This window comes from Bacillus sp. FJAT-27231, from assembly GCF_001183975.1.
GTDB classification, from domain to species: domain Bacteria; phylum Bacillota; class Bacilli; order Bacillales; family Domibacillaceae; genus Pseudobacillus; species Pseudobacillus wudalianchiensis.
This window is the reverse complement of the sequence record NZ_LFZU01000001.1, coordinates 4,229,270-4,254,477: the sequence shown is the minus strand read 5'-3', so window position 1 is coordinate 4,254,477 and position 25,208 is coordinate 4,229,270. Positions and strand designations below refer to the sequence as shown.

21 protein-coding genes, 5 tRNA genes and 3 rRNA genes are annotated in these 25,208 nt (G+C 43.6%); 3 read left to right on the top strand and 26 right to left on the bottom strand.

The genetic code is table 11. The annotated features are described in order from the left end of the window. Positions 1-31: 31 nt before the first annotated feature. From AC623_RS20340 to spoIIE, 21 genes are all read right to left on the bottom strand, one after another. Positions 32-107, bottom strand: a tRNA-Lys gene (locus tag AC623_RS20340). A gap of 31 nt (positions 108-138) precedes the next feature. After that, a tRNA-Thr gene (locus AC623_RS20335) sits at positions 139-211 on the bottom strand. 19 nt (positions 212-230) lie between these two features. Beyond that, positions 231-306, bottom strand: a tRNA-Val gene (locus AC623_RS20330). 9 nt (positions 307-315) lie between these two features. Continuing rightward, a 5S ribosomal RNA gene (gene rrf / locus AC623_RS20325) occupies positions 316-431 on the bottom strand. 108 nt (positions 432-539) lie between these two features. Then, a 23S ribosomal RNA gene (locus AC623_RS20320) occupies positions 540-3,471 on the bottom strand. Between the two features lie 335 nt (positions 3,472-3,806). Further along, positions 3,807-5,360 (bottom strand): 16S ribosomal RNA (locus tag AC623_RS20315). Together the 16S, 23S and 5S rRNA genes with 3 tRNA genes alongside form the textbook arrangement of a ribosomal RNA operon. A gap of 325 nt (positions 5,361-5,685) precedes the next feature. After that, entirely contained in the window at positions 5,686-7,170 is a 1,485-nt protein-coding gene (gene lysS / locus AC623_RS20310) for a lysine--tRNA ligase (protein ID WP_049666101.1), read from the bottom strand. A 36-nt stretch (positions 7,171-7,206) separates the two neighbouring features. Beyond that, positions 7,207-8,205 (bottom strand): tRNA dihydrouridine synthase DusB, encoded by a 999-nt coding sequence (gene dusB / locus AC623_RS20305; RefSeq protein WP_049666096.1) that lies wholly within the window; start codon positions 8,203-8,205, stop codon positions 7,207-7,209. A gap of 13 nt (positions 8,206-8,218) precedes the next feature. Next, positions 8,219-8,431, bottom strand: a complete 213-nt coding sequence (locus AC623_RS21305; RefSeq protein WP_077247261.1) for a helix-turn-helix domain-containing protein — start codon at positions 8,429-8,431, stop codon at positions 8,219-8,221. Further along, positions 8,383-8,910 (bottom strand): 2-amino-4-hydroxy-6-hydroxymethyldihydropteridine diphosphokinase, encoded by a 528-nt coding sequence (gene folK, locus AC623_RS20300; RefSeq protein ID WP_049666093.1) that lies wholly within the window; start codon positions 8,908-8,910, stop codon positions 8,383-8,385. The genes AC623_RS21305 and folK overlap by 49 nt, the downstream gene beginning before the upstream one ends. Further along, the gene (gene folB, locus AC623_RS20295; RefSeq protein ID WP_049666090.1) at positions 8,900-9,274 is read right to left on the bottom strand and encodes a dihydroneopterin aldolase; all 375 of its coding nucleotides are present in this window, start codon (positions 9,272-9,274) and stop codon (positions 8,900-8,902) included. Before folB ends, folK begins: the two co-directional genes overlap by 11 nt. 4 nt (positions 9,275-9,278) lie before the next feature. Beyond that, positions 9,279-10,094: a dihydropteroate synthase gene (folP, locus tag AC623_RS20290; RefSeq protein ID WP_049666088.1), complete on the bottom strand. Its 816-nt coding sequence runs from the start codon at positions 10,092-10,094 to the stop codon at positions 9,279-9,281. A gap of 100 nt (positions 10,095-10,194) precedes the next feature. Further along, the gene (cysK, locus tag AC623_RS20285) at positions 10,195-11,121 is read right to left on the bottom strand and encodes a cysteine synthase A (protein ID WP_049666084.1); all 927 of its coding nucleotides are present in this window, start codon (positions 11,119-11,121) and stop codon (positions 10,195-10,197) included. 153 nt (positions 11,122-11,274) lie between these two features. Next, a complete protein-coding gene (gene hslO / locus AC623_RS20280; protein ID WP_049666080.1) occupies positions 11,275-12,156 on the bottom strand; it encodes an Hsp33 family molecular chaperone HslO in 882 nt (293 codons plus the stop codon). 18 nt (positions 12,157-12,174) lie between these two features. Next, complete coding sequence (locus tag AC623_RS20275; RefSeq protein ID WP_049666078.1) at positions 12,175-12,939, bottom strand: type III pantothenate kinase; 765 nt, start codon at positions 12,937-12,939, stop codon at positions 12,175-12,177. A 287-nt stretch (positions 12,940-13,226) separates the two neighbouring features. Continuing rightward, positions 13,227-15,224, bottom strand: a complete 1,998-nt coding sequence (ftsH, locus tag AC623_RS20270; RefSeq protein WP_049666074.1) for an ATP-dependent zinc metalloprotease FtsH — start codon at positions 15,222-15,224, stop codon at positions 13,227-13,229. Between the two features lie 114 nt (positions 15,225-15,338). Next, positions 15,339-15,893, bottom strand: coding sequence for a hypoxanthine phosphoribosyltransferase (hpt, locus tag AC623_RS20265; protein ID WP_049666072.1), 555 nt, complete (start codon positions 15,891-15,893; stop codon positions 15,339-15,341). Positions 15,894-15,905: 12 nt separating this feature from the next. Next, positions 15,906-17,285 (bottom strand): tRNA lysidine(34) synthetase TilS, encoded by a 1,380-nt coding sequence (gene tilS, locus AC623_RS20260; protein WP_049666071.1) that lies wholly within the window; start codon positions 17,283-17,285, stop codon positions 15,906-15,908. Between the two features lie 77 nt (positions 17,286-17,362). Further along, positions 17,363-18,322, bottom strand: coding sequence for a protein kinase domain-containing protein (locus AC623_RS20255; protein ID WP_049666069.1), 960 nt, complete (start codon positions 18,320-18,322; stop codon positions 17,363-17,365). Further along, on the bottom strand, positions 18,297-19,031 hold the full coding sequence (locus AC623_RS20250) for a VWA domain-containing protein (protein ID WP_049666068.1): 735 nt from the start codon (positions 19,029-19,031) through the stop codon (positions 18,297-18,299). Before AC623_RS20250 ends, AC623_RS20255 begins: the two co-directional genes overlap by 26 nt. Positions 19,032-19,116: 85 nt before the next feature. After that, entirely contained in the window at positions 19,117-21,612 is a 2,496-nt protein-coding gene (spoIIE, locus tag AC623_RS20245) for a stage II sporulation protein E (protein WP_049666067.1), read from the bottom strand. A 198-nt stretch (positions 21,613-21,810) separates the two neighbouring features. On the opposite strand from spoIIE, the gene AC623_RS20240 reads away from it, so the two are divergent. The 3 genes from AC623_RS20240 to AC623_RS20230 all read left to right on the top strand — a co-directional run bounded on the left by AC623_RS20240 (position 21,811) and on the right by AC623_RS20230 (position 22,741). Continuing rightward, positions 21,811-21,884, top strand: a tRNA-Met gene (locus tag AC623_RS20240). 119 nt (positions 21,885-22,003) lie between these two features. Further along, positions 22,004-22,075 (top strand) — tRNA-Glu (locus AC623_RS20235). A gap of 249 nt (positions 22,076-22,324) precedes the next feature. Beyond that, on the top strand, positions 22,325-22,741 hold the full coding sequence (locus AC623_RS20230; RefSeq protein WP_331457013.1) for a VOC family protein: 417 nt from the start codon (positions 22,325-22,327) through the stop codon (positions 22,739-22,741). Positions 22,742-22,840: 99 nt separating this feature from the next. Here AC623_RS20230 and AC623_RS20225 read toward each other — a convergent pair whose 3' ends face one another. The 5 genes from AC623_RS20225 to AC623_RS20205 form a co-directional block, all read right to left on the bottom strand. Next, positions 22,841-23,284 carry a S1 domain-containing RNA-binding protein gene (locus AC623_RS20225; protein ID WP_049666060.1) on the bottom strand — a complete coding sequence of 148 codons (444 nt, stop codon included), beginning with the start codon at positions 23,282-23,284 and terminating at the stop codon, positions 22,841-22,843. Positions 23,285-23,366: 82 nt separating this feature from the next. Next, the gene (locus AC623_RS20220) at positions 23,367-23,765 is read right to left on the bottom strand and encodes an FtsB family cell division protein (protein WP_049666058.1); all 399 of its coding nucleotides are present in this window, start codon (positions 23,763-23,765) and stop codon (positions 23,367-23,369) included. A 16-nt stretch (positions 23,766-23,781) separates the two neighbouring features. Further along, positions 23,782-24,393 carry a spore cortex biosynthesis protein YabQ gene (yabQ, locus tag AC623_RS20215; RefSeq protein WP_049666054.1) on the bottom strand — a complete coding sequence of 204 codons (612 nt, stop codon included), beginning with the start codon at positions 24,391-24,393 and terminating at the stop codon, positions 23,782-23,784. Then, positions 24,390-24,689, bottom strand: a complete 300-nt coding sequence (gene yabP / locus AC623_RS20210; protein ID WP_049666051.1) for a sporulation protein YabP — start codon at positions 24,687-24,689, stop codon at positions 24,390-24,392. Before yabP ends, yabQ begins: the two co-directional genes overlap by 4 nt. Positions 24,690-24,937: 248 nt before the next feature. Then, on the bottom strand, positions 24,938-25,198 hold the full coding sequence (locus AC623_RS20205) for an RNA-binding S4 domain-containing protein (RefSeq protein WP_049666842.1): 261 nt from the start codon (positions 25,196-25,198) through the stop codon (positions 24,938-24,940). Positions 25,199-25,208: the final 10 nt, after the last annotated feature.

The window sequence follows — 25,208 nt, the reverse complement described above, 5'->3', positions numbered from 1 at the left end:
GTCTGCCAATTCCGCCACACCCGCATATAAATGGTGAGCCATGAAGGACTCGAACCTTCGACCCTCTGATTAAAAGTCAGATGCTCTACCGACTGAGCTAATGGCTCGTCTTATGAAGACGAGTTAAACAAGGTAAAATGCCGGCAAGAGGACTTGAACCCCCAACCTACTGATTACAAGTCAGTTGCTCTACCAATTGAGCTACACCGGCATGTACGTATTAATAAGTATGGTGGAGGATGACGGGTTCGAACCGCCGACCCCCTGCTTGTAAGGCAGGTGCTCTCCCAGCTGAGCTAATCCTCCAATATGTATGCCTGGCAACGTCCTACTCTCACAAGGGGAAGCCCCTCACTACCATCGGCGCTGAAGAGCTTAACTTCCGTGTTCGGGATGGGAACGGGTGTGACCTCTTCGCTATCGCCACCAGACTCTATAAAGTTGAAAGAGTTTATTCTTTCAAAACTGGATAATATGTTTCAGTAACCGGCAATACCGTGCCATGGTTTATTGCTTTTACGCCGTGCGGCGTTTAGTTCTTGGTTAAGTCCTCGATCGATTAGTATTCGTCAGCTCCACGTGTCGCCACGCTTCCACCCCGAACCTATCTACCTGATCATCTTTCAGGGATCTTACTAGCTTGCGCTATGGGAAATCTCATCTTGAGGGGGGCTTCATGCTTAGATGCTTTCAGCACTTATCCCGTCCGCACATAGCTACCCAGCGATGCCTTTGGCAAGACAACTGGTACACCAGCGGTGCGTCCATCCCGGTCCTCTCGTACTAAGGACAGCTCCTCTCAAATTTCCTGCGCCCGCGACGGATAGGGACCGAACTGTCTCACGACGTTCTGAACCCAGCTCGCGTACCGCTTTAATGGGCGAACAGCCCAACCCTTGGGACCGACTACAGCCCCAGGATGCGATGAGCCGACATCGAGGTGCCAAACCTCCCCGTCGATGTGGACTCTTGGGGGAGATAAGCCTGTTATCCCCGGGGTAGCTTTTATCCGTTGAGCGATGGCCCTTCCATGCGGAACCACCGGATCACTAAGCCCGACTTTCGTCCCTGCTCGACTTGTAGGTCTCGCAGTCAAGCTCCCTTGTGCCTTTACACTCTGCGAATGATTTCCAACCATTCTGAGGGAACCTTTGGGCGCCTCCGTTACTCTTTAGGAGGCGACCGCCCCAGTCAAACTGCCCGCCTGACACTGTCTCCCACCCGGATCACGGGTGCGGGTTAGAAGTTCAACACAGCCAGGGTAGTATCCCACCGACGCCTCCACCGAAGCTGGCGCTCCGGTTTCAAAGGCTCCTACCTATCCTGTACAAGCTGTGCCGAAATTCAATATCAGGCTGCAGTAAAGCTCCACGGGGTCTTTCCGTCCTGTCGCGGGTAACCTGCATCTTCACAGGTACTATAATTTCACCGAGTCTCTCGTTGAGACAGTGCCCAGATCGTTACGCCTTTCGTGCGGGTCGGAACTTACCCGACAAGGAATTTCGCTACCTTAGGACCGTTATAGTTACGGCCGCCGTTTACTGGGGCTTCAATTCAGAGCTTCGCGTGAGCTAACCCCTCCTCTTAACCTTCCAGCACCGGGCAGGCGTCAGCCCCTATACTTCGCCTTACGGCTTCGCAGAGACCTGTGTTTTTGCTAAACAGTCGCCTGGGCCTATTCACTGCGGCTCCTCAGGGCTATGCACCCCAAAGAGCACCCCTTCTCCCGAAGTTACGGGGTCATTTTGCCGAGTTCCTTAACGAGAGTTCACTCGCTCACCTTAGGATTCTCTCCTCGCCTACCTGTGTCGGTTTGCGGTACGGGCACCTTTCACCTCGCTAGAGGCTTTTCTTGGCAGTGTGGAATCAGGAACTTCGGTACTAAATTTCCCTCGCCGTCACAGCTCCGCCTTGATGGTGACGGGATTTGCCTCGTCACCGGCCTAACTGCTTGGACGCACAACCAACTGTGCGCTTGCCCTATCCTCCTGCGTCCCCCCATTGCTCAAATGGTGAAGAGGTGGTACAGGAATATCAACCTGTTGTCCATCGCCTACGCCTATCGGCCTCGGCTTAGGTCCCGACTAACCCTGAGAGGACGAGCCTTCCTCAGGAAACCTTAGGCATTCGGTGGAAGGGATTCTCACCCTTCTTTCGCTACTCATACCGGCATTCTCACTTCTAAGCGCTCCACAGGTCCTTCCGGTCCTGCTTCACAGCCCTTAGAACGCTCTCCTACCACGGACACCACATGGTGTCCATCCACAGCTTCGGTGATACGTTTAGCCCCGGTACATTTTCGGCGCAGAGTCACTCGACCAGTGAGCTATTACGCACTCTTTAAATGGTGGCTGCTTCTAAGCCAACATCCTGGTTGTCTAAGCAACTCCACATCCTTTTCCACTTAACGTATACTTGGGGACCTTAGCTGGTGGTCTGGGCTGTTTCCCTCTTGACTACGGATCTTATCACTCGCAGTCTGACTCCCAAGGATAAGTCTTTGGCATTCGGAGTTTGTCTGAATTCGGTAACCCGAGGGGGGCCCCTAGTCCAAACAGTGCTCTACCTCCAAGACTCTTCCCTTGAGGCTAGCCCTAAAGCTATTTCGGAGAGAACCAGCTATCTCCAGGTTCGATTGGAATTTCACCGCTACCCACACCTCATCCCCGCACTTTTCAACGTGCGTGGGTTCGGGCCTCCAGTAAGTGTTACCTTACCTTCACCCTGGACATGGGTAGATCACCTGGTTTCGGGTCTGCGACCTCATACTCATACGCCCTATTCAGACTCGCTTTCGCTGCGGCTCCGCCTTTACGGCTTAACCTCGCATGAAATCGCAACTCGCCGGTTCATTCTACAAAAGGCACGCCATCACCCATTAACGGGCTCTGACTACTTGTAGGCACACGGTTTCAGGTTCTCTTTCACTCCCCTTCCGGGGTGCTTTTCACCTTTCCCTCACGGTACTGGTTCACTATCGGTCACTAGGGAGTATTTAGCCTTGGGAGATGGTCCTCCCGGATTCCGACGGAATTTCACGTGTTCCGCCGTACTCAGGATCCACTCTGGAGAGAACGATGTTTCAGCTACAGGATTGTTACCTTCTCTGATGGGCCTTTCCAGACCTCTTCGCCTACACCGTTCTTTTGTAACTCCGTATAGAGTGTCCTACAACCCCAGAAGGCAAGCCTTCTGGTTTGGGCTGTTCCCGTTTCGCTCGCCGCTACTCAGGGAATCGCGTTTGCTTTCTCTTCCTCCAGGTACTTAGATGTTTCAGTTCCCCGGGTATGCCTTCTCCTGCCCTATGTATTCAGGCAGGGATACTGTTCCATTACGAACAGTGGGTTTCCCCATTCGGAAATCTCCGGATCCATGCTTACTTACAGCTCCCCGGAGCATATCGGAGTTAGTCCCGTCCTTCTTCGGCTCCTAGTGCCAAGGCATCCACCGTGCGCCCTTTCTAACTTAACCTAAGAAAAAATAAAGCTTGGCATTTCGTCGTCAGCTTCCTTCATTCCTTCCCTCACGTATGCAAATACGCTCGGTCAGTCACTCAGTTGCTTCCTAGAACTGCTTGCTTCTCTTCTTTCTTTGAAAAATACCTAAAATGGCGATTACTCGGTTATTGCTTGGTTACTTTTATACGATATTATCCAGTTTTCAAAGAACAAGTTTGCTTACCTATATAGAAGGAATTCATCCTTCAAAACTGAACAAAAAACAGTGCCGTTAATTCGTTTGTGAGAACGATGTTCTCTGTTGCTACTCTGTGGGGACGAGCCTGTCACATTTCACAATTTCCTTAGAAAGGAGGTGATCCAGCCGCACCTTCCGATACGGCTACCTTGTTACGACTTCACCCCAATCATCTGCCCCACCTTAGGCGGCTGGCTCCCGTAAGGGTTACCCCACCGACTTCGGGTGTTGCAAACTCTCGTGGTGTGACGGGCGGTGTGTACAAGGCCCGGGAACGTATTCACCGCGGCATGCTGATCCGCGATTACTAGCGATTCCGGCTTCATGCAGGCGAGTTGCAGCCTGCAATCCGAACTGAGAATGGTTTTATGGGATTGGCTAAACCTTGCGGTCTTGCAGCCCTTTGTACCATCCATTGTAGCACGTGTGTAGCCCAGGTCATAAGGGGCATGATGATTTGACGTCATCCCCACCTTCCTCCGGTTTGTCACCGGCAGTCACCTTAGAGTGCCCAACTGAATGCTGGCAACTAAGATCAAGGGTTGCGCTCGTTGCGGGACTTAACCCAACATCTCACGACACGAGCTGACGACAACCATGCACCACCTGTCACCGCTGTCCCCGAAGGGAAAGATCTGTCTCCAGACCGGTCAGCGGGATGTCAAGACCTGGTAAGGTTCTTCGCGTTGCTTCGAATTAAACCACATGCTCCACCGCTTGTGCGGGCCCCCGTCAATTCCTTTGAGTTTCAGTCTTGCGACCGTACTCCCCAGGCGGAGTGCTTAATGCGTTAGCTGCAGCACTGAAGGGCGGAAACCCTCCAACACTTAGCACTCATCGTTTACGGCGTGGACTACCAGGGTATCTAATCCTGTTCGCTCCCCACGCTTTCGCGCCTCAGCGTCAGTTACAGACCAGAGAGCCGCCTTCGCCACTGGTGTTCCTCCACATCTCTACGCATTTCACCGCTACACGTGGAATTCCGCTCTCCTCTTCTGCACTCAAGCCTCCCAGTTTCCAATGACCCTCCACGGTTGAGCCGTGGGCTTTCACATCAGACTTAAGAAGCCGCCTGCGCGCGCTTTACGCCCAATAATTCCGGACAACGCTTGCCACCTACGTATTACCGCGGCTGCTGGCACGTAGTTAGCCGTGGCTTTCTGGTTAGGTACCGTCAAGGTACGGACAGTTACTCCCGTACTTGTTCTTCCCTAACAACAGAGCTTTACGATCCGAAAACCTTCTTCACTCACGCGGCGTTGCTCCGTCAGACTTTCGTCCATTGCGGAAGATTCCCTACTGCTGCCTCCCGTAGGAGTCTGGGCCGTGTCTCAGTCCCAGTGTGGCCGATCACCCTCTCAGGTCGGCTACGCATCGTCGCCTTGGTGGGCCATTACCCCACCAACTAGCTAATGCGCCGCGGGTCCATCTGTAAGTGACAGCCGAAGCCGCCTTTCCATCCTTCTCCATGCGGAGAAGAAAGAATATCCGGTATTAGCCCCGGTTTCCCGGAGTTATCCCAGTCTTACAGGCAGGTTACCCACGTGTTACTCACCCGTCCGCCGCTAACTTGAACAGAGCAAGCTCCGTCAAGTCCGCTCGACTTGCATGTATTAGGCACGCCGCCAGCGTTCGTCCTGAGCCAGGATCAAACTCTCCAAAAAGATGTTTGACTTGCTCATAATTAAAAATAAGAATTAACTTACTGGCATGTATTTTGTTCAGTTTTCAAAGATCAATTTTTCTTTTGTCGTTTTTGGCGACCTCTTAAATATATCATTTTCCAACTTCGTTGTCAACAACTTTTTTCAAATGTTTTTTAATCGAATGATGTTCGTCGTTAGCAACGAATATAAATATACCATCTCTTTTTCTCGTATGCAAGTACTTTTTTAAAATAGTTTATTTAACCTAAAAAGTTATCCTTTAAACCTTATGCTGCTCTTTTTTTCAAAAAATAAAGGATCGCCAGAAGCGATCCTTTAGAAATTAATCTCTATGTCTCATTAATGGGAAGAGAAGTACGTCTCGAATAGAAGGAGAGTTTGTTAACAGCATAACAAGACGGTCAACTCCTATACCTAGTCCACCTGTTGGCGGCAGTCCGTATTCCAATGCTTCGATGAAGTCATCATCCATTTCATGTGCTTCATCGTTTCCTTGCTCTCGTTCTTTCAATTGCGCTTCAAAGCGTTCACGCTGATCGATCGGATCATTTAGTTCCGTAAACGCGTTCGCATGCTCGCGTCCTACAATAAATAACTCAAAACGATCTGTAAAACGTGGATCTTCCTCATTTTTCTTCGCAAGAGGAGAGATTTCAACTGGGTGACCATAAATGAACGTAGGCTGGATTAGTTTTTCCTCTACTTTTTGTTCAAAGAACTCATTAACAATGTGTCCGTATTGCATTGTTTCTTTATATTCAATGCCATGCTCTTTAGCTAGTGCACGGGCTTGTTCATCCGTCATTTCCTGCCAGAAATCCACACCTGTATATTCTTTAACAGCATCCACCATATGCAAACGGCGCCATTGTGGTTCTAGATTCACTTCATATTCCCCATAAGTGACCGTTGTAGTACCATGTACCTCCCGTGCAATGTGAGCGATTAAGTTTTCCGTCAAACGCATAATATCTTGATAATCCGCGTAGGCTTCATATAATTCAATCATCGTAAATTCTGGATTGTGACGAGTAGAAACGCCTTCATTTCTGAATACACGGCCGATTTCATATACTTTTTCCATACCACCGACGATTAGGCGCTTTAAATGAAGTTCGATCGCAATACGCATATAAAGCTCCATATCAAGCGCATTATGATGCGTAATAAATGGACGTGCTGAAGCTCCCCCCGCGATGGAATGCATCATTGGTGTTTCTACCTCTAAATAGCCATGATCGTCTAAATAACGTCTCATTGACTGAATGATGCGGCTGCGAGTGATAAACGTCTGCTGACTTTCTGGACTCATAATTAAATCTAAATAACGTTGTCGATAACGCTGTTCAACGTCTTTTAATCCATGGAACTTGTCAGGAAGCGGACGCAAAGCCTTTGTCAGGAATTCATACTGGCTGACTTTGATCGACAGCTCTCCCACTTTTGTTTTAAAAATTGTACCAGTCACGCCGACAAGATCACCGAGATCGGTCATATTAAATATTTCATACGCTTCGTCTCCGATTGCATCTTTACGCACATAGATCTGGATTTGTCCCGTTAAGTCTTGTACATGAGCAAAGCCTGCTTTTCCTTTTCCGCGCTTTGTCATAATACGTCCAGCAATTTTCACTTCTATTTCTTTTTCTTCTAGCTCTTCTTTAGAAAGCTCTTCATAAGCGCTAATAATGCCTTTGGCTGTGTGCGTACGTTCAAAGCGTTTGCCAAAAGGATCGAGTCCTTTATCTCTTAGCGCCTGCATTTTTTCTCTTCTAACCAGCAACTGATCGTTTAATTCCTCACTCATTTTATTCACTCCTATTCCTATGATCGCCCTTACAAGTTATCCGGCTTGAACAGCCGCTTCTTTCTCTTCTACTTCTTGAACAAATTTAGACAGCAAGCTGGCTAATTGTTCTCTCGTCTCGCAGGAATTGACCTCCTTGCGTACACTAGCATTGCCACGAATACCCTTTAAATACCAGGCAGCATGCTTCCGCATTTCACGCACGGCAATATTTTCATTTTTTAAAGCAATAAGGCGATCGAGATGCAATAAACAAACGTCTATTTTTTCACGTGCTGTAGGTTCTCCAATTAATTCGCCTGTTTCTAAAAATTTGACCGTACGATAAATCATCCAGGGGTTACCGAGGGCAGCGCGGCCAATCATAACGCCATCCACGCCTGTTTCCTCCAGCATCCGCTTAGCGTCCTGCGGAGTTTCTACGTCGCCATTTCCGATTACCGGGATGTTGACTGATTGTTTTACTTCTTTAATGATATCCCAGTTTGCTGTTCCTTCATACATTTGAACGCGAGTCCGTCCATGAAGAGCTACTGCCTGTCCGCCTGCTCTCTCTACCGCCCGAGCATTTTCGACTGCATAAATGTGATCTTCATCCCAGCCCATTCGCATTTTAACTGTAACGGGCTTGTCAACAGCATCTACTACAGCTGCTACCATCTCGTAAATCTTGTTGGGATCAAGAAGCCATTTCGCTCCAGCATCACATTTTGTGATTTTAGGAACAGGGCAGCCCATATTAATATCAATAATATCGGCATTTGTATTTTTATCAACAAAGCTTGCAGCTTGTACAAGCGTCTCTTTCTCTCCTCCAAAGATCTGCAGGCTCAGTGGTTTTTCTCTTTCATCAATATAAAGCATGTTCATCGTTTTCTCATTCTGAAGAACGATTCCTTTGTCACTAACCATTTCGGCACAAACGAGTCCGGCACCAAACTCTTTTACTGTCAGACGAAAAGCAGAATTACAAACTCCCGCCATCGGTGCAAGAACAACCGGATTCTTTATCTCGATGTTTCCGATCTTTAACATACTGATCACCTTTCTAGTTTTTTTCCGGCGGACACAATTCCTCAGTCGATATATGCAAAACTTTCGATATTTCCTTCAATAACTCATCTGACAGCGGACGACTGCCTCTTTCCACCTCACCGAGAACAGAAACTGATACTCCAAGCTGGTGAGCCAATCGCTCTTGAGTAAAACCCTTCAGCTTCCTAAAAGCCCGAATTCGTCTTCCCGATTGATCTGTTTCCACAGGCGCACACCTTTCCTTTCCTCAATACTTGAAAGTGCTTCTTCAAGTGGCATATCACTCTCCGGAGAACAAATGTTTGGGTTTATTTCTATTAAAGGAACAAGTACAAAAGCACGTTCATGCATTCTTGGGTGCGGAACGATAAGTTTCTCTGATTCAATATTGTCTTGATTATACATTAAAATGTCAAGGTCTATTATTCGCGGACCCCATTTAAACTCCCTAATTCTACCAAGTTCTTGCTCAATAGATAAACATAAATCAAGCAGCTCTTCTGCGGATAAAGAGGTGGTTACTTGAATAACCATGTTTAAAAAAGCAGGCTGATCCGTGTAGCCAACAGGCTCTGTTTCATAAATAGAAGAAAGCACTTCTACTGTAACCGCTTCATACGATTGAAGTAAGTGCAGCGCAGCTTGTAAATTAGCAAAGCGATCTCCCAGATTAGTTCCTAACGATAAAAAGGCCTTATTCTTCATCTCTCGTTCTTCTCCTCGTTATTTCAACAGCTACATGATTGTAATGTCCAGGAATGGGCGGATCAGGTTTAATGACTTTAATCGTACAAGCTGCTACTTTAGGAAAGCTTTCTAACAGAGCGAAAGAAATATGTTCAGCTACCGCTTCCAATAAGTTAAATGTTCGGTTCTCTACGATTTCCTTGCATACTTTATAAATCTCCCCGTAATTCACGGAATCTTCCAGGTCGTCTGACTGTCCGGCCTTTTGCAAAGAAACGTCGAGTGCAGCGTCCACTCGAAAGCGCTGGCCAAGCTTGTTTTCTTCCGGAAATACTCCATGGTAACCATAAAACTCCATACCTGTTACATAAATTTTATCCATACCTTCACTCCTTCCCAACGATTGCATCCATCATTTTTGCCATCCGGCTAATTGGCTTTACATCATGAACACGAAGAATATGGCAGCCTTTTTCAATACCGAAACAACAGATAGCCCCTGTTCCTTCCATTCGTTCTTTTACCGGCAAGTCCAGAACATGTCCCACTATCCTTTTTCGAGAAGCACCAAGAAGTACCGGAAATCCAAGAGCTGACACTTTATCTAGATTTTGCAGCATGAGTATATGCTGGTCCATATCTTTAGCAAATCCAATTCCAGGATCAAGAATAATCTTTTCTTCAGGTACACCTGCTTTAACGGCAATGTTAATACTGTCATATAAATCAAGCAATACATCCCTAATAAAGGATTCATAATTCATGTCGTCTCTATTATGCATAAGAATAATAGGAGCATTTTTTTCAGCTGCTACGGCTGCGATCTCAGGATCTTTTTTCGCTCCCCAAATGTCATTGATAATATGAGCTCCTGCTTCTAATGACCGTCTCGCAGTTTCCGCTTTATACGTATCAATCGAAAGTGGTACATCTATACTGGACGAGACCGCCTCAATAACAGGAACGACTCGCTCCAGTTCCTCTTCTGCTGAAATAGCTGTATAACCTGGCCGCGTAGATTCGCCGCCGACATCAATAATATGAGCCCCATCCTTCACCATCTCTTTTGCATGGTGAACAGCTGTCTCTATCTCATTAAAACGGCCGCCGTCAGAAAAGGAATCAGGCGTTGTATTTAAAATACCCATAATATAGGTTTTTTTTGTGAAATCTAGTTCATAGGCTCCTGCTGAAACTTTCATTTTTTTACCCCTTCCATCTTTCAATCCTTTTTATTTTATCATGTCTAAACGATACAAAAATAAAAACAGGCTGATTTCTCAGCCTGCTTTTTCGATTTCTTTACTTTTCCTCAAAATCATACAATGGAGTACTTAAATAACGTTCTCCGTTACTTGGAATGATGGCAAGTACCTTCTTTCCTTTTCCTAGCTTTTCAGCTACTTGCAATGCAGCAGCAATGGCCGCACCTGAAGAAATTCCACCTAGAACTCCTTCTTCGCGAGCAACTTTTCGAGCTGTTTCAAACGCTTGTTCGTTCTCGATTGTAATGACTTCATCATACACTTCCGTGTCTAGCACTTTTGGAACGAATCCAGCGCCGATCCCTTGAATCTTATGAGGACCTGGCTTTCCACCAGAAAGAACTGGAGAATCAGCTGGCTCAACTGCATAGATTTTTATTTCAGGAAACTTTTCTTTCAACACTTGGCCGGCTCCTGTGATCGTTCCGCCTGTACCGATACCGGAAACAAAAGCATCCAATTGATCCATCTGTTCAACAATCTCTTTCCCTGTTGTTTTCCGGTGTATTTCTGGATTCGCTTCGTTTTCAAATTGCTGCGGCATGAAATAACCGTGCTCTTCAGCAAGTTCTTTTGCTTTGCGAATCGCTCCATTCATTCCTTCAGGGCCAGGTGTTAGCACAAGTTCTGCTCCATAAGCACGAAGCAAATTACGACGTTCCATACTCATCGTTTCCGGCATTACTAAAATAGCACGATATCCTTTTGCTGCTGCGATCATCGCGAGCCCGATTCCTGTGTTACCGCTCGTTGGTTCAATGATCGTTCCGCCTTTTTTAAGACCGCCGCTTTTCTCTGCTGCTGTGATCATTGCCAAGGCAATCCGATCTTTTACACTGCTTCCCGGATTCATGTATTCTAGCTTTAAATACACATCTGCACTATTTTCACTTACTACATTATTTAATTTCACAATAGGAGTTTGGCCGACTAGTTCAGCCACTGAATTTGCCACACGTACCATTTCATCCACCTCAATACCGAGTATTTTTATTGGTTATATAGAATTTACCAATTTTTTTGCTAAAAGTCAATCGTTTTACTTCTTAATATACGAGCAAATTATGAAAAAACCTGCAAAACATTCTTTGTCAGCAGGTTTTTTCCGTTTATTCGATTAAATAGAAGCAGCTTCTTTTAATTCTTCAAGTTCTTCTCTTGTGAAAAGATATTTCTCATTACAGAAATGGCATTGGGCCTCTGCTTGTCCGTCTTCATCAATCATTTCTTGGATTTCCTCTTTTCCAAGACTAACCATTGCATTGCCGAACCGTTCTTTTGAGCAAGTACATTCAAAGCTGACTGGCATTTGCTCAAGAATCTTTACGTTTTCTTTTCCCAACACATAATAAAGAATTTCTTCAGGAGACATTCCTTGTTCAATTAACTTCGAAATCGGAGTCATATTGGAAACTTTCTCTTCAATTAAAGAAATCACTTCTTCTTCTGCCCCTGGCATAATTTGAACAATAAACCCTCCTGCCGCTAAAATGGAGTTATCTGGATTAACAAGCACCCCTACCCCAACAGCAGACGGAACTTGTTCTGAAGCGACAAAATAATAAGTAAAATCCTCTCCAAGCTCTCCCGAAACGATCGGAGTCTGGCCGCTAAAGTGTTCACGGAGACCAAGATCCTTCACGACTGTAAGCAGCCCATCTGTTCCAACTGCACGGCGTACATCCAGCTTGCCATGCTCATTTAAGTCAAAATGAGTTTGCGGGTTCGTCACGTATCCACGAACTTTACCTTTCGAATTGGCGTCCACAAGGATCGCTCCAATAGGACCGCCACCCTCTATTTTGATGGTGATTTTTTCTTCACCTTTTAGCATCGCACCCATCATAACACCAGCTGTCATCGCTCGGCCCATGGCAGCAGAAGCAGTCGGCCATGTATGATGTCTTCTTTGTGCTTCATTTATCGTTTCTGTTGTATCTACCGCATAAGCACGCACTTGGCCATCAAAGGCTAATGCTTTTACTAAATAATCTTTCATAGGAAAACTCCTTTCTTCTTAAAGGTTGCGTTTATAAATTAGGCATAACCCTTTAAGCGTTAATAGCGGATCAATAATATCAATTGACTGTGCTTCCTCTCCAATTAAAGGAGCCAGTCCTCCAGTTGCTACTACAGTCGGCTGCTTTTTACTCTGCTCTTTCATTCGGTTCACTATGCCATCTACCTGGCCTACGTATCCATACAGAATCCCAGCTTGCATGGCCGCTACAGTATTTTTACCAACAATATGATCGGGTCTGATGATTTCTATACGGGGTAATTTAGCCGCTCTTGAATAAAGGGCCTCCGTAGAAATATTAATTCCTGGGGCAATCGCACCGCCCATATAGTTGCCTTCTTCATCAACATAACAATAAGTAGTAGCAGTTCCAAAATCTACGATAATTAAAGGGCTGCCATATTCATGAATAGCGGCCACTGCATTAACAATCCGATCCGCCCCTACTTCCCTCGGATTTTCATATTTGATATTTAAACCGGTTTTCATTCCCGGACCAACAATCATCGGCTTTATATTAAAATATTTCTGGCACATTTGTTCTAATGAAAACATAATGGGTGGTACTACAGAAGAAATGATAATTCCTTCAATTTGATCAAACGTAATTCCCTCATGCTGAAAAAGATTTTTGACTATCATGCCGTATTCGTCTTCTGTTTTATTACGGCTCGTTTCAATCCGCCAGTGAAATTTCAACTCATCCTCTTCATAAACGCCCAACACAGTATTTGTATTCCCTACATCCAACACAAATATCAAGACTCTCACCACACTCATTTAAACTTTTATTGCTGCCATTCATCATATCACATAAAAGCGGTGACATCATTATGTCATGCCTTCCAGAACAAAGGATTTTTTTAAAAAGGTATAGGCCCGATTTTATCCTGTGAAAATCGAGAGACGGTCAAACCTGCGAAATAAAAAAACCTATTTTAGTTTATCATTCCCCATAAAATAAAAAAACGCCGATTCAATCGGCGCTCTAAAGTATACAAAAAATCTTTTCTGTACAGCATTAGGCTGATTGAAATCGACGTTTTCGATTAAACTCTCGGGTCATCTTCCCGATCATTCGGCTGCTGTTCTTTCTCTTCCGAGACAGGTGTAGTATGGTCAGTTTCAGAAGGTTCTTCCTTCTTCTGTACATTAACAACCATTTGCTCGTCTTTAGAAAGCTTGAGCGTTTCTGCTCCTTCATCCGTTTCGTACTTGCGCTCTGGCAATGTACCATGGTCAACGAGATGTTTAATTTGAGCAGCATCTAACGTTTCTACATCAAGAAGAGTATTAGCAATTAACTCTAATTTATCGCGGTTCTCAGTTAAGATATTCTTCGCACGTTCGTAACACTCTTTAATAATTCTTTGGATTTCAAGATCGATTTCATACGCAATCGCATCTGAATAGTTTTGTTCGTTATTAAAGTCGCGTCCAAGGAATACTTGACCGCCTGAAGTCTGGCCAAATTGAAGCGGACCGAGTTTATCACTCATTCCAAATTCAGTTACCATTCGGCGGGCGATGCCTGTCGCGCGCTGGAAGTCATTATGGGCACCAGTAGATACTTCACCAAAAATGATATCCTCGGCTACACGGCCACCTAGCAAGCCGGTGATTTTATCAAGAAGCTCCGGCTTTGTCATAAAGTAACGGTCTTCCTTCGGCAGCATAACAGCATAGCCGCCAGCCTGGCCGCGTGGAACAATGGTTACTTTATGAACCATTTCGGCTTCATCAAGCACAAGACCAATCACAGTATGCCCTGCTTCATGGAAAGCAACAATCTTTCTCTCCTTCTGAGAAATAACACGGCTCTTTTTAGCAGGTCCTGCGATCACTCGATCTGTCGCCTCGTCAATATCACGCATATCAATTTTCTTCTTATTGCGACGGGCAGCTACAAGTGCTGCTTCGTTTAGTAAGTTTTCAAGGTCTGCACCTGAGAAACCTGGTGTTCTCATCGCAATAGCTTTTAAATCAATTGAGTCATCAAGCGGCTTGTTGCGCGCATGAACACGCAATACCGCTTCACGGCCATTTACATCCGGACGATCAACTGTAATTTGACGGTCAAAACGACCTGGACGCAATAAGGCAGGGTCTAAGATGTCAGGACGGTTTGTTGCAGCAATAATAATGATTCCTTCATTGGCACTAAACCCATCCATTTCAACTAAAAGCTGATTCAACGTCTGTTCGCGTTCATCATGTCCGCCACCAAGTCCGGCGCCACGCTGACGGCCTACTGCATCAATCTCATCAATGAAAATGATACAAGGAGCGTTCTTTTTCGCGTTTTCAAATAAATCACGTACACGGGAAGCCCCGACCCCGACGAACATCTCTACGAAATCAGAACCACTGATGGAGAAAAACGGTACCCCTGCTTCTCCTGCTGCTGCTCGTGCAAGCAACGTTTTACCAGTTCCCGGAGGTCCAACTAAAAGAACTCCCTTTGGAATTCTTGCACCCAACTCGGAGAATTTACGTGGGTCTTTTAAAAACTCAACTACTTCTACGAGTTCTTGCTTTTCTTCATCTGCCCCTGCTACATCTTTAAAGCGTACTTTTTTCTTTTCATCATTGTACAAGCGGGCTTTGCTTTTTCCGAAGTTCATCACTCGGCTGCCGCCGCCCTGCGCCTGATTCAATAAGAAGAAGAACAAAAGGAAAATAATTAAGAAAGGAATAATTGTTGTGAAGAAAGATACCCAGCCGCTGGTCTCTTTGGCAGGCAAGATTTCTACTTTAGAATCCTTTGCTGCATTATCAATGCGGTTCAGCATATTCTCACTGTTCATTACGTAAGTAAGAAAAAATTCACCTTCTTGTGCACCCTTGAGTTGCCCGCGAATTTCATAGACCCCTCTTTCCGGCTGCATGGAGAATGAGTCTACCTGATCTTTTTCCAGATAGGAAACAAACTCATTGTACGTTATATTCTTATTCGGTTCATTATTGTTATTGAAATAACTGACAACCCCAATAATGACAAGGAAAACTAATAAATAAAATATGGTGTAACGAAAAATTCGGCTCATCCCTTACCTCCTCCCACGGTAAAAATACTGTATTCAATACTATCATAGAAAATCTTGGTATTACAACTATTTGGCATGTAGATCGGCCTATTCATGTATGCTGATCAACCTTTCTTAACCGTTATCCTCTTCCGTATATACTTCCGGTTTTAAAACGCCGATATAAGGAAGGTTTCGATATTTCTCTGCAAAGTCAAGTCCGTAACCGACAACGAATTCATCAGGCACATTAAACCCAACGATGTCAGCTTCAATCTTTGCCTTTCTGCCCGTTGGCTTATCTAAAAGCGTCACAATTTTAATGGATTTTGCTTTTCTGTATCGGAAAAGCTCCACTAGATAGCTCAGCGTCAAGCCACTATCAATGATATCCTCAATGATTAGTATATCTCTGCCTTCTACTGAAGTATCTAAATCCTTTACAATCTTTACTTCCCCTGATGAAGTAGTGGAGCGGCCATAACTCGAAACGTCCATGAAGTCCATTTCTAAATAAGTATCCATGCGCTTAATCAAATCAGACATGAAAGGCAAAGCCCCTTTTAAAACTCCAATAACGAGGGGAAACTTATCTTTATACTCTTCTGTAAGCTGACGACCAAGCTCCTTCACTGTCTCTTGAATTTCTTCCTCGGTAATCAGTACTTTCTCGATATCCTGATTTAACAATTTGTTAGCCTCCTAGAAGTGATTGCGTATATAAATTAATATTAAATGGTTGCCATTAGAACCGGCTTTTTCATACCTAGATCTCTTCAACCCAGGCACCCAGAGCAGTTTCCCCTCGTTATCTGTTACGATTGGCCACTGATCACGCCTTGCAAGGACCACTTTCTCATCGATAAATAAGTCTTTCAATTTTTTCGACCCGTTCATGCCCTTTGGCTGAATTTTATCGCCTTTTTTCCTTGTTCGAATATAAAGTGGGAGCTTCACCTTCTCCTCAAGCATCATGTATTCATATTCACCCGTCACTTCGGGGGCTTTATCAGTCAATAGAAACTGGCCTCCATACGGCCAAGAAACCTGGTCTCCACAGTTCAGCTTAAAAGTATATTCCCTTTTTTCTGAAGCCTTAAATCTAAAGACACATAATTGGTATTCCCGGCAGACTTTCAGCCCATGCGGCAAGTCCAATTTCCATGAGGATTTGTCTTCCTTTAAAAGCTGTAAAATCTGTTGAATATGTATGTAAGAGAAGGGCTTTTTTCCTTTATAAAGATAGTTTAATATTAGATGAATCCCTCTTTTTTGTAAAGGCAAAGGCATTGACTGAAAGCTCTCAATTTCAAGGGAGGACATACTGTCATCCTTTTGCCATATATTCTTCATTTTCTCCTTTGTTAATTCTTCCAAAAAACTGTTATCTTCATTCAATTCTTCACTAAATCTCTGGAAATGCTCATGAACTTTGCGGTTTTCCCCTTTTAAAAAAGGAAGCAGCTCAAGTCGATAACGGTTACGGGTATAGACAGGCTTCTCATTGCTTGGATCCCTGCGTGGATTAAGTTGATAATGAAGGCAATATTCTTCAATCATATCCTTGTTTACAGAAAGCAGCGGCCGAATAATTTCTCTCTTTCCGAAAGCTCTGCAAATAGGAATTCCTGTTCGGCTGCTTGATCCTTTCACGAGCTGCATCATAACCGTTTCTATCTGATCATCTCCATGATGGGCAAGTGCCAGCTTGTTAGCTGAAAACTTCTCTAAGCCTCGCTCAAAAAATTCGTATCGTACTCGACGAGATACTTCCTGTAAGCCCCCGCCTTCTTCCTCCAATTCCTTTGCTATATTAATTCTTTCTGCATAAAAAGGAATCTTTCTGCTTTCACAAAATTGTTCAACAAACTGTAACTCCCGGTAAGACTCCTCTCCTCTGAACATATGATCCAAATGGAGAGCAAACACTTCAATATTGAACTCTTTACGTTTTCTCTCCAAATAAGAAAGCAACGATAAAGAATCTGGACCGCCTGATACACCGACAGCAATTTTGTCGCCCTTGCTGATTAATTCGTGATGAGTAATAAATTGTTTAACGTTCTCTTCATATGCCAGCATCTATTCCTCTTCCTGCTCTTTTTATTGACTATATTAACACTTTCTAAAGATAACAAACAAAAAGAAAAAGTTTATCTTTAAATAAGCAGTTCTGTCAGCACGTAGAGGACATACACAACGGCAATAAGCAAAACAGCCGCTAAAGTAAATAAGCCCCGCTCTTTCCTCTTTTGTTTATAAATCGCTCTTCCGTTGTTTTTACGGACAGCTGACCTCCTATTTACCGGTTCTTTTTTCTTTGTATCGCTATTAAGAGAAACTAGCAGCTCTGTTCGCATAGCACTGGCGGAAGAATACTTTCCTTGCAGCGCTTTTATTAATACAGGAGCAATAGCTTGCAGCTCCCTCTTTTGCCTAACTTTAGCTTCTAATTGTTTTATGCCTTCCTCATTTCGTGAAAATCGCTCTGGATACACTAGGTTGATGGCTACCATCGCAGCGGCAAATAAATCATAAGAAGGCTCTGCTTTTCTAGATCCTGCACGCCAGTAACCCCTGTCAAAAAATTCTGTATACTCTTTGATAGCCCGCCCCATTTTAGTTGTGCCGCCCACATCTATACAACGGAGAGCAAAAGGCGGACCTGAGACGATTAAATTATCCGGTTTAATATCACCAAAGATCCAGCCAGCTTCGTGAAGCGTCTGTAAGTTTTCTAACAGCTGTAACAGCAAAACACCAATCCATGATGAACCTCTCATCCGAATAAAAGCAGACAGTGTTGGTCCCTGTATGTATTCCATCACATAAAATGGCTGCACTCCGTACCCGCTCTCCCAATCATCAGCATCTAACAAAGAAGGTCCAAGGGAAGACCCCTGGACCTTAGCAAACGCCTTCAAAACGTTCATTTCAGCTGTGATGGATAATGAGTTACTGAATTTCAGCGCAGCAGCCCCGTCTGGCCCATTCACTAAATAGACTGTACCGGTAGCTCCCCGGCCGAGCAGCCGCTCCACCAAGTAAGCTTGACTATGCCATTTCCCATGTATGACAGCTCCCCGGCCAATATTAAACTGATTTCTCGATGTATTCATCGCCACCTGATAACCAGCCTTTCCTGCTTCGTTTCTTTTTAAATTGGGAAATAGCTTCGCGAATAGCAGGTCCAGTTGGTGTTAATCCTCCCGGAGACAGCTTCGAGAACAGAGATGTTAAGGAGTCTAACTTAGGTGTCCAGTCAAGGAGCTGTTCCGTATCTTTTCTTTTCCCAGGAAATATTGATAAGGAAAAGAGATTGCTCCCCATTCTCGCATTCATGCTTAGTGACAAATCAAGCAACGCTTCTTTTACAGTCGGCAGCTTGCTTTTCATACTGGCGCTCGTATCAACTAAGATCAATACCTCTAAGTTAGCTGTTTCACCGAGCTCGTCCACTACTTCCATTACCTCGCCACGCGTATCCGGCGGCAACGACTCCATACCAGTATCCTTATTCAATATCTTCTTTAATTGTTCATTCACTACTCCTTGCAGCGTCTGCGTCATAGCTTGTCTTGTCACCATCTGCACTGTGTGGGAAAGCTGCTTGGCATAAACAGTTTGACTGATCCCTCCTCCTGAAAGAGCAATCTGATCAATTTCCTGAAGTCCTCGCTGATCTGTAGCTTGATCATCTATCATTCCAATAACATTAACGGTAATTCCCTGCTCCCGGGCTAAAGCAGCCATAGCAACTGGATCTTCTCCATGATTTGAGCAGCCATCCGTTAGCAGCAAAATTTGCTTAATTGTCCCTTGTTTCATCATAACCCCTCCAACCTTCACGAGTTATGACCAGCCTCGCCACAAAGAAGGAAAATTATACTTATAGAGGGGCAAATTCACTATCTTAAGAAATTTTCTTTTTCTTTTTTGAAAAACCGAACTGCATTGGAATGGATGTCCATTTTGGCAGGTTGTGTTCTACTTTTGCCACTACAACCGTCATATCATCTTCAATCTCTCCAGATCTTGTCCGGATAACTTCTTCAATAAGTAAATCAGCAATCATTTGCGGGTCATCCGTTTCCATTTCTTGTATTTTCCTCTTCATCCACAGGTCCTTGTTTTCTACATTTTTTGGCCCTTCAAAGATTCCGTCACTCATCATGATAATTAAGTCTCCAGACTTAAGTTGTTCACTGACTACATCCACTTCGAATTCCTGTAAAATACCGATTGGCAGATTGCTTGCTTCTATTTTCATTATTTTGCTGCCTCGTTTAATAAAGCTTGGTGTCGACCCTACTTTTAAAAAGTTAGCTACGGCATCCTGCAAATCAATAATTACAAGATCAAGAGTGGAAAAAATTTCATCGGTTGTTCGCAAAGACAGAATAGAGTTGACCGATTTAATAGCCACCTTTTCCTCGATACCTGATTTTAAAATTTGCTGCAGCAGCCGAAGCGTTTCATGACTCTCATAATGGGCCCTTTCTCCATTCCCCATTCCGTCACTAATCGCAACAGCATATTTCCCTGCCCCGAGCTCAATGGTGGAATAGCTGTCTCCCGAAACTAATCCGCCGCCCTTAGCCGCATGAGCTACTCCCGTTTGTACAGCAAAAGCTTTAGCAGAACGGAAAATCACATGGCACATGCCAGCAGGTCCCCCTTCAAAGTCTTCCTTATGAACGATGACATTATCGCCTAAAATATCAGAGAGCATAGGGGCGATCACCTTTTGACATTCTCCATGGTTATTGCAAGAAGCGGGCAGGCTAATTTCAATGTCTACATTGCTTTTTTGCAGACTATATATATCGACGTAATCAATCTCCAATCCAAATGACTCGATGGCTTCTAATATTTGTTCTTCCTGATTGTAATGATTTTCTCGTTCCCGTTGAATTTCATCCGCAAAGTCACTCATGACTTCAGAAACCCCTCGCAGCTGCTCTGCCACAAGCTTCCGGCTATCATGAACTTGCTTTTTTAACTTTTGATTGGCCTGATAATAAGTTAGCTGCTGCTTAATGGCTTCTTCCACTCGGCCTGGGCGGAAACAATGAGTATCCAGCTCTCTTGCCAGTCTTTGGCTTAACCCTGCTTGTCCTTCATCTAATTCATACAGAACATCTTTCATTAAATGATAAGTGTGGTGGAAATTTTTTGTCCAACACTGTTCTTTCTTAAAGCATGTTTGACATGTTTTTTCTGTTACATGGCTTAAAAACATATCTAACTCCCGCTCTTCGTAATTATCCAGCGCTTCAATATTGTACTGAGAAAAACTTTTTGACAGCGCTTGGAACACTTCGGAGAATTGTTCTACCCTGCTCGCTGTTACATCCCGCATCTTCCTTAAATATTGTTGCTGTTCATTTGAATGCTCAGCTGTCCCCGGTATAAGCTTTGCGAGCTGATCGGTAAGAATTTTAGGCGTTAAAAACAAGAGCGCCACAGCCACTAATGATTCATACAATGTTTGGGTAAGAGGGACACCTTGCTCCCCGTACATTCCCGCGAGCAAGGTGGCAATGATAAGCCCTCCTGCCGCTCCTGCTTTCCGCCACTCTTTTAACAATCCGCCAAGCAAACCAGCGAAAGCAAGCAGGCTCATTTGAAAGAAACTAGAAACACTGGCGAGACTAAAGATCAGTCCGGTGACTACACCGACAGTAGACCCGACCGCAGCGCCGGAAATAAACGAGAAAATAAGCACCAAATATCTAGAAAAGATGTGTTCAATCGATAAACCATAGAGAGACCAGCCGATCGTACCCGATGTAATGGAAGCAAGCATAATAATCAAACTGACAATCTCTTCAGTTTTTAATGCTTTAATTCGCTTTTTCAGTGATAAAAAAGGAATCGTTTGCATAAAGATGAGTGTAAGTACAAAGGCCAAAGAAGATTCAATTACAGCCATTAACAAATCATAAGGGACAAATTGCTGGGCATTTTGAAAATAAGCAAAGCCTATTTTCACCCCCATAGCCGTAAAAAAAACAAAAAATGGCAGTGACACTATATCTTCTTTATGAAAGTTTTTTAGCATTCGATAGACGACTAGGAAGACAGCTATAGAAAAAAAGGAATAGCTCATTTGCTCAATGGACAAGGTTAAAGATCCGGCAAGCAAGCCTATCAAAGCAAGTGGTGCACAGTCACGCCTTAGCATGAAAGCAGCGGCAAAAAAAGGAAGGCCAAACGGCGTTAAATGAGACAAGATTAATGCTCGGCCTAACAAAAAGCCTATAATCAGTAAAATAAACCCTTTTTCAAGCAGCAGTACTTGCAAATGAGTAAAAAACTGTTTAAGCCCTTTGAATACCTCCACCTTCGTCTCTTCTAATCCCACATGATTGACCGGCTCTGTTAAACTTCTTTCCGCTTTCTCCACAGTTAACAACTCCCATCCACGTTTCTTTGCTGTCATTATACAAAACAACAGTTTCAAAGTTTGTCAAAAAGAGAAGGCTTGTCAAAAAACCGTTCGACAGCAAGAAAAGCCACTTTTTTCAGAAACCATAAAAAAGAGATTGACAACTCAGTTTATCCTCAGTATTATAGTCATTGTGTTTGAATTTCTATTTATCATGGCGGTGTAGCTCAGCTGGCTAGAGCGTACGGTTCATACCCGTGAGGTCGGGGGTTCGATCCCCTCCGCCGCTATTAAAAACCAAATTTTATTTAATAGAGTTTTTGTATCAGCTTCTAGAAAAAGTAGACAGCTATGCTTTACTTGTCTATTCAAACTCGTAATCTATGTTTATCATTCTATTTTTTACATTGGCCCGTTGGTCAAGCGGTTAAGACACCGCCCTTTCACGGCGGTAACACGGGTTCGAATCCCGTACGGGTCATCGGCAAAAAAACCAGATTTCTACGGATCCAAGCGGTCTGTCAGAGATCTGGTTTTTTATTTTGCCTATCATTTGTCAGTTTCTATACGTTATAAAAAAAGCGGCTCTTTTTGCCGCTTTTTCTTGTATCCTCTTATCTTATCGCTTTTTATGCAATTTCTTGCTCGGTTTATTGACGTCTTTCTCTTTTTAAAGTTGACAATGTTCAGCTGTGCATCTATATTTTCCATATTAAAATAAAAAGAGGTGATGGAATTGAAGGGACAAGCTACGCCTTATTTAACATTTAACGGCAACGCCAAAGAAGCACTTACTTTTTACGCACAAGCCTTCCAAGCTGAAATACAAAGACTTCAAACATTTGGAGAAGCAGATTATCCAACGCCTCCGGAAGCGGCAGATCGAGTGATGCATGCTCGTTTAAGTAAAGGAGATTTTCTTATAATGGTCTCCGACACTTTTCCAGGACAAGATGTTCAGATCGGAAACCATATTTCTCTGGCATTAACTTTTGAGAGCAAAGAAGAAATCCAATCTGTATATGAGAAGTTACAGCAAGAAGGAACCATTCAAATGGAATTGCAAGATACATTTTGGGGCTCTACATACGCTAAATTACAGGATAAATTTGGCGTTATCTGGCAGCTAGACTGCCCTAAACAATAAAAAAAGCTGCCTTGCAAGGCTTATAAGGCCTTGCAAGGCAGCTTTTTTGCTGCTGAATGTTTTCCGATCAGTTCATAATTATAGTTAAATAGACAGCAATTAACCCCTTTTCGCTCCTCTACCGCCGCGGCGCGATTCTGTTTGGCGTTTCAAGGTAGACAGACGATCTTCACTTTCCTTGAGAAAGCGGGCCATTTTTTGTTCAAAGTTTTCTTTCGGAGATGAATAGCTTCCTCCTCCTCTTGGTCCTTTAGAACGGAAATCATTATTTCTTGGACGGGGACGATAGGATTGCTGTTGCTGCGGCTGGTCTTTCGCTTTGCGGATGGACAAACCAATTTTTCCGTCGCTTTCCACATTAATGACTTTTACCTCTACTTCATCGCCGACCTTTAAATGGTCGTTGATGTCTTTTACATAGTTGTCCGCTACTTCACTAATGTGTACTAATCCAGTTGAGCCTTCTGGCAGTTCAACAAACGCTCCAAATTTAGTGATCCCTGTCACTTTACCTTGTAACTTGCTGCCTACTTCGATTGACATAAAAAAAATGTTCCTCCTTAGAAATGATCAAACTTTAACCTTTATTATATTACGAAAAAAAAAGGTGTCAATATAACCCTTCTTATTCTTTACTTTTCCCATTGCTTTCCTCTGATTCAGGAAGGTTAAATATAACCTCTCCATCATCAGATAAAAAGTACTTTTTTCTTGCGAGTTCCGCAATATATTCATCGTCTTCTAGTTTCTTTAATTCTTCCTCGTATCGTTTCTGTTGCTGCTTCAGCTCTGCCAGCGATGCTTCTGCTTTTTCTTTCGCCAGCTTTTGTTCTTCTAGATGGGCCGTCCGTGAATAAAGAGTCGACATTAAGCCCACAGAAATCATCAGAGCTACGACAACAAAGGCAATCAGCCTCCTGTACAGCTTCTTTTTGTGCCTTGCCATAAATAAGTCTTTTCTCGCACGGCTGAAGACAAAGGCGTTTTTCAAGGCAGTTACTTTACTTTTGTTCAAACCGCTCATTTCCCTTCCTCCCGGCTCATTTTTTCCAACGATTTGCTTGATTCCTAACCTTATTCTTGATTGATAAGAAAAATCCTGCCAGTTTCCCTTTTAAAGTAGTTGCTTTTTTTTGTAATTTTTCAGGAAAAAAGCGCCAAATCAAAAGAATAGGCGAAAAAACAATCTTTCCTATCCATAATAATAGGGAAAGGGTAGTTTTGGCAAGAAGTAGAAAAGACTGGCCCACTATGGTGGCAATGGTGATAACTGCTTTTATCATCAACTTAATAGGGAGGATAATAAGAAAATAAAAACACTTTTTTAAGAAAAGGAAAATATTCACTATTGTTAAGATGATCTGCTCAAGAAGCCGCATATAAAACCCTTTAAATAAAGCCTGGTAAGCTGAATACCCACAAAGCAAGGCGAGAAAAAGATACAGACGGACTTCACCGAAATTAACCTGGTATAAGCAATAGAATATTAATAAACCAAACACACACCAAAACAAAATATCTGTAAAAAAAGAGATAACTCGCGGGCGGGTCTGCCGCTTTAAAAATCTTTGATAAGTGTCCAACAGGGCGCCGAAAAAGATTCCCATAGCGATCATCGACAATAACGTTTCAAATTGAACAGTTAATGTCATTTGAACAACTTACTGAACAATCCTTTTGATTTATCGCCCGCAGACTGATCTGTGTAAACCAAACTAGAGATGCGCCCTTTAATCGCTACGAGACCACGGTCTACATCTAAGTTTTTCATCTGCAAATTTTCACCTTTAATCACGAGCATGCCCATAACAGTCATCAGTAAAAATTCCTCGCTATCAAAACTTTCTACTTGCTTTACTCCAGTGATCTCCATGATCTTTCTGCCTTGCATGACAATATCATGACCGTCAGCTGAGCGACTATTAGTAGAATCATACATCTGATTCATTTTTCTCCCCCTCACTGCAAAGTACAAGCTTTGCCACTAAATGTATGCAGCCAATAGCAAAACTATGAGAGGGAAGAAAAAATTTAAAAGCGCCGGGCCGTGTTTACGATCGTTCTGCTTTGTTTATCTCTCTCAGCTTTTTATTCACGTTCACACCTATTTGTTCCTCGCTCCCAACTTTTTAGCAAAAACAAAAGTACTCACAAAGGCTTGCTCTATGAGTACTTTTTATTTACCAGCCTGCTCTTTTATTCATTGATTCTCTCTTCTTTTAATAACTCATACATACCGGCGGCTTCTTCTTTTTTTGTCGTTTCTTGCAATTTTTGTACTTTTACAGTTAGAACACGCTGTCCGAGCCGAATAGACAGCTCGTCCCCTTCCTTCACATTAGAGCTCGCTTTCGCGGTAGTCCCATTAATGGTAATTCTTCCTTGATCGGCTACTTCCTTTGCCAATGTTCTCCGTTTAATCAATCGTGAAACTTTTAAAAACTTATCGAGTCTCATCGTCGACATG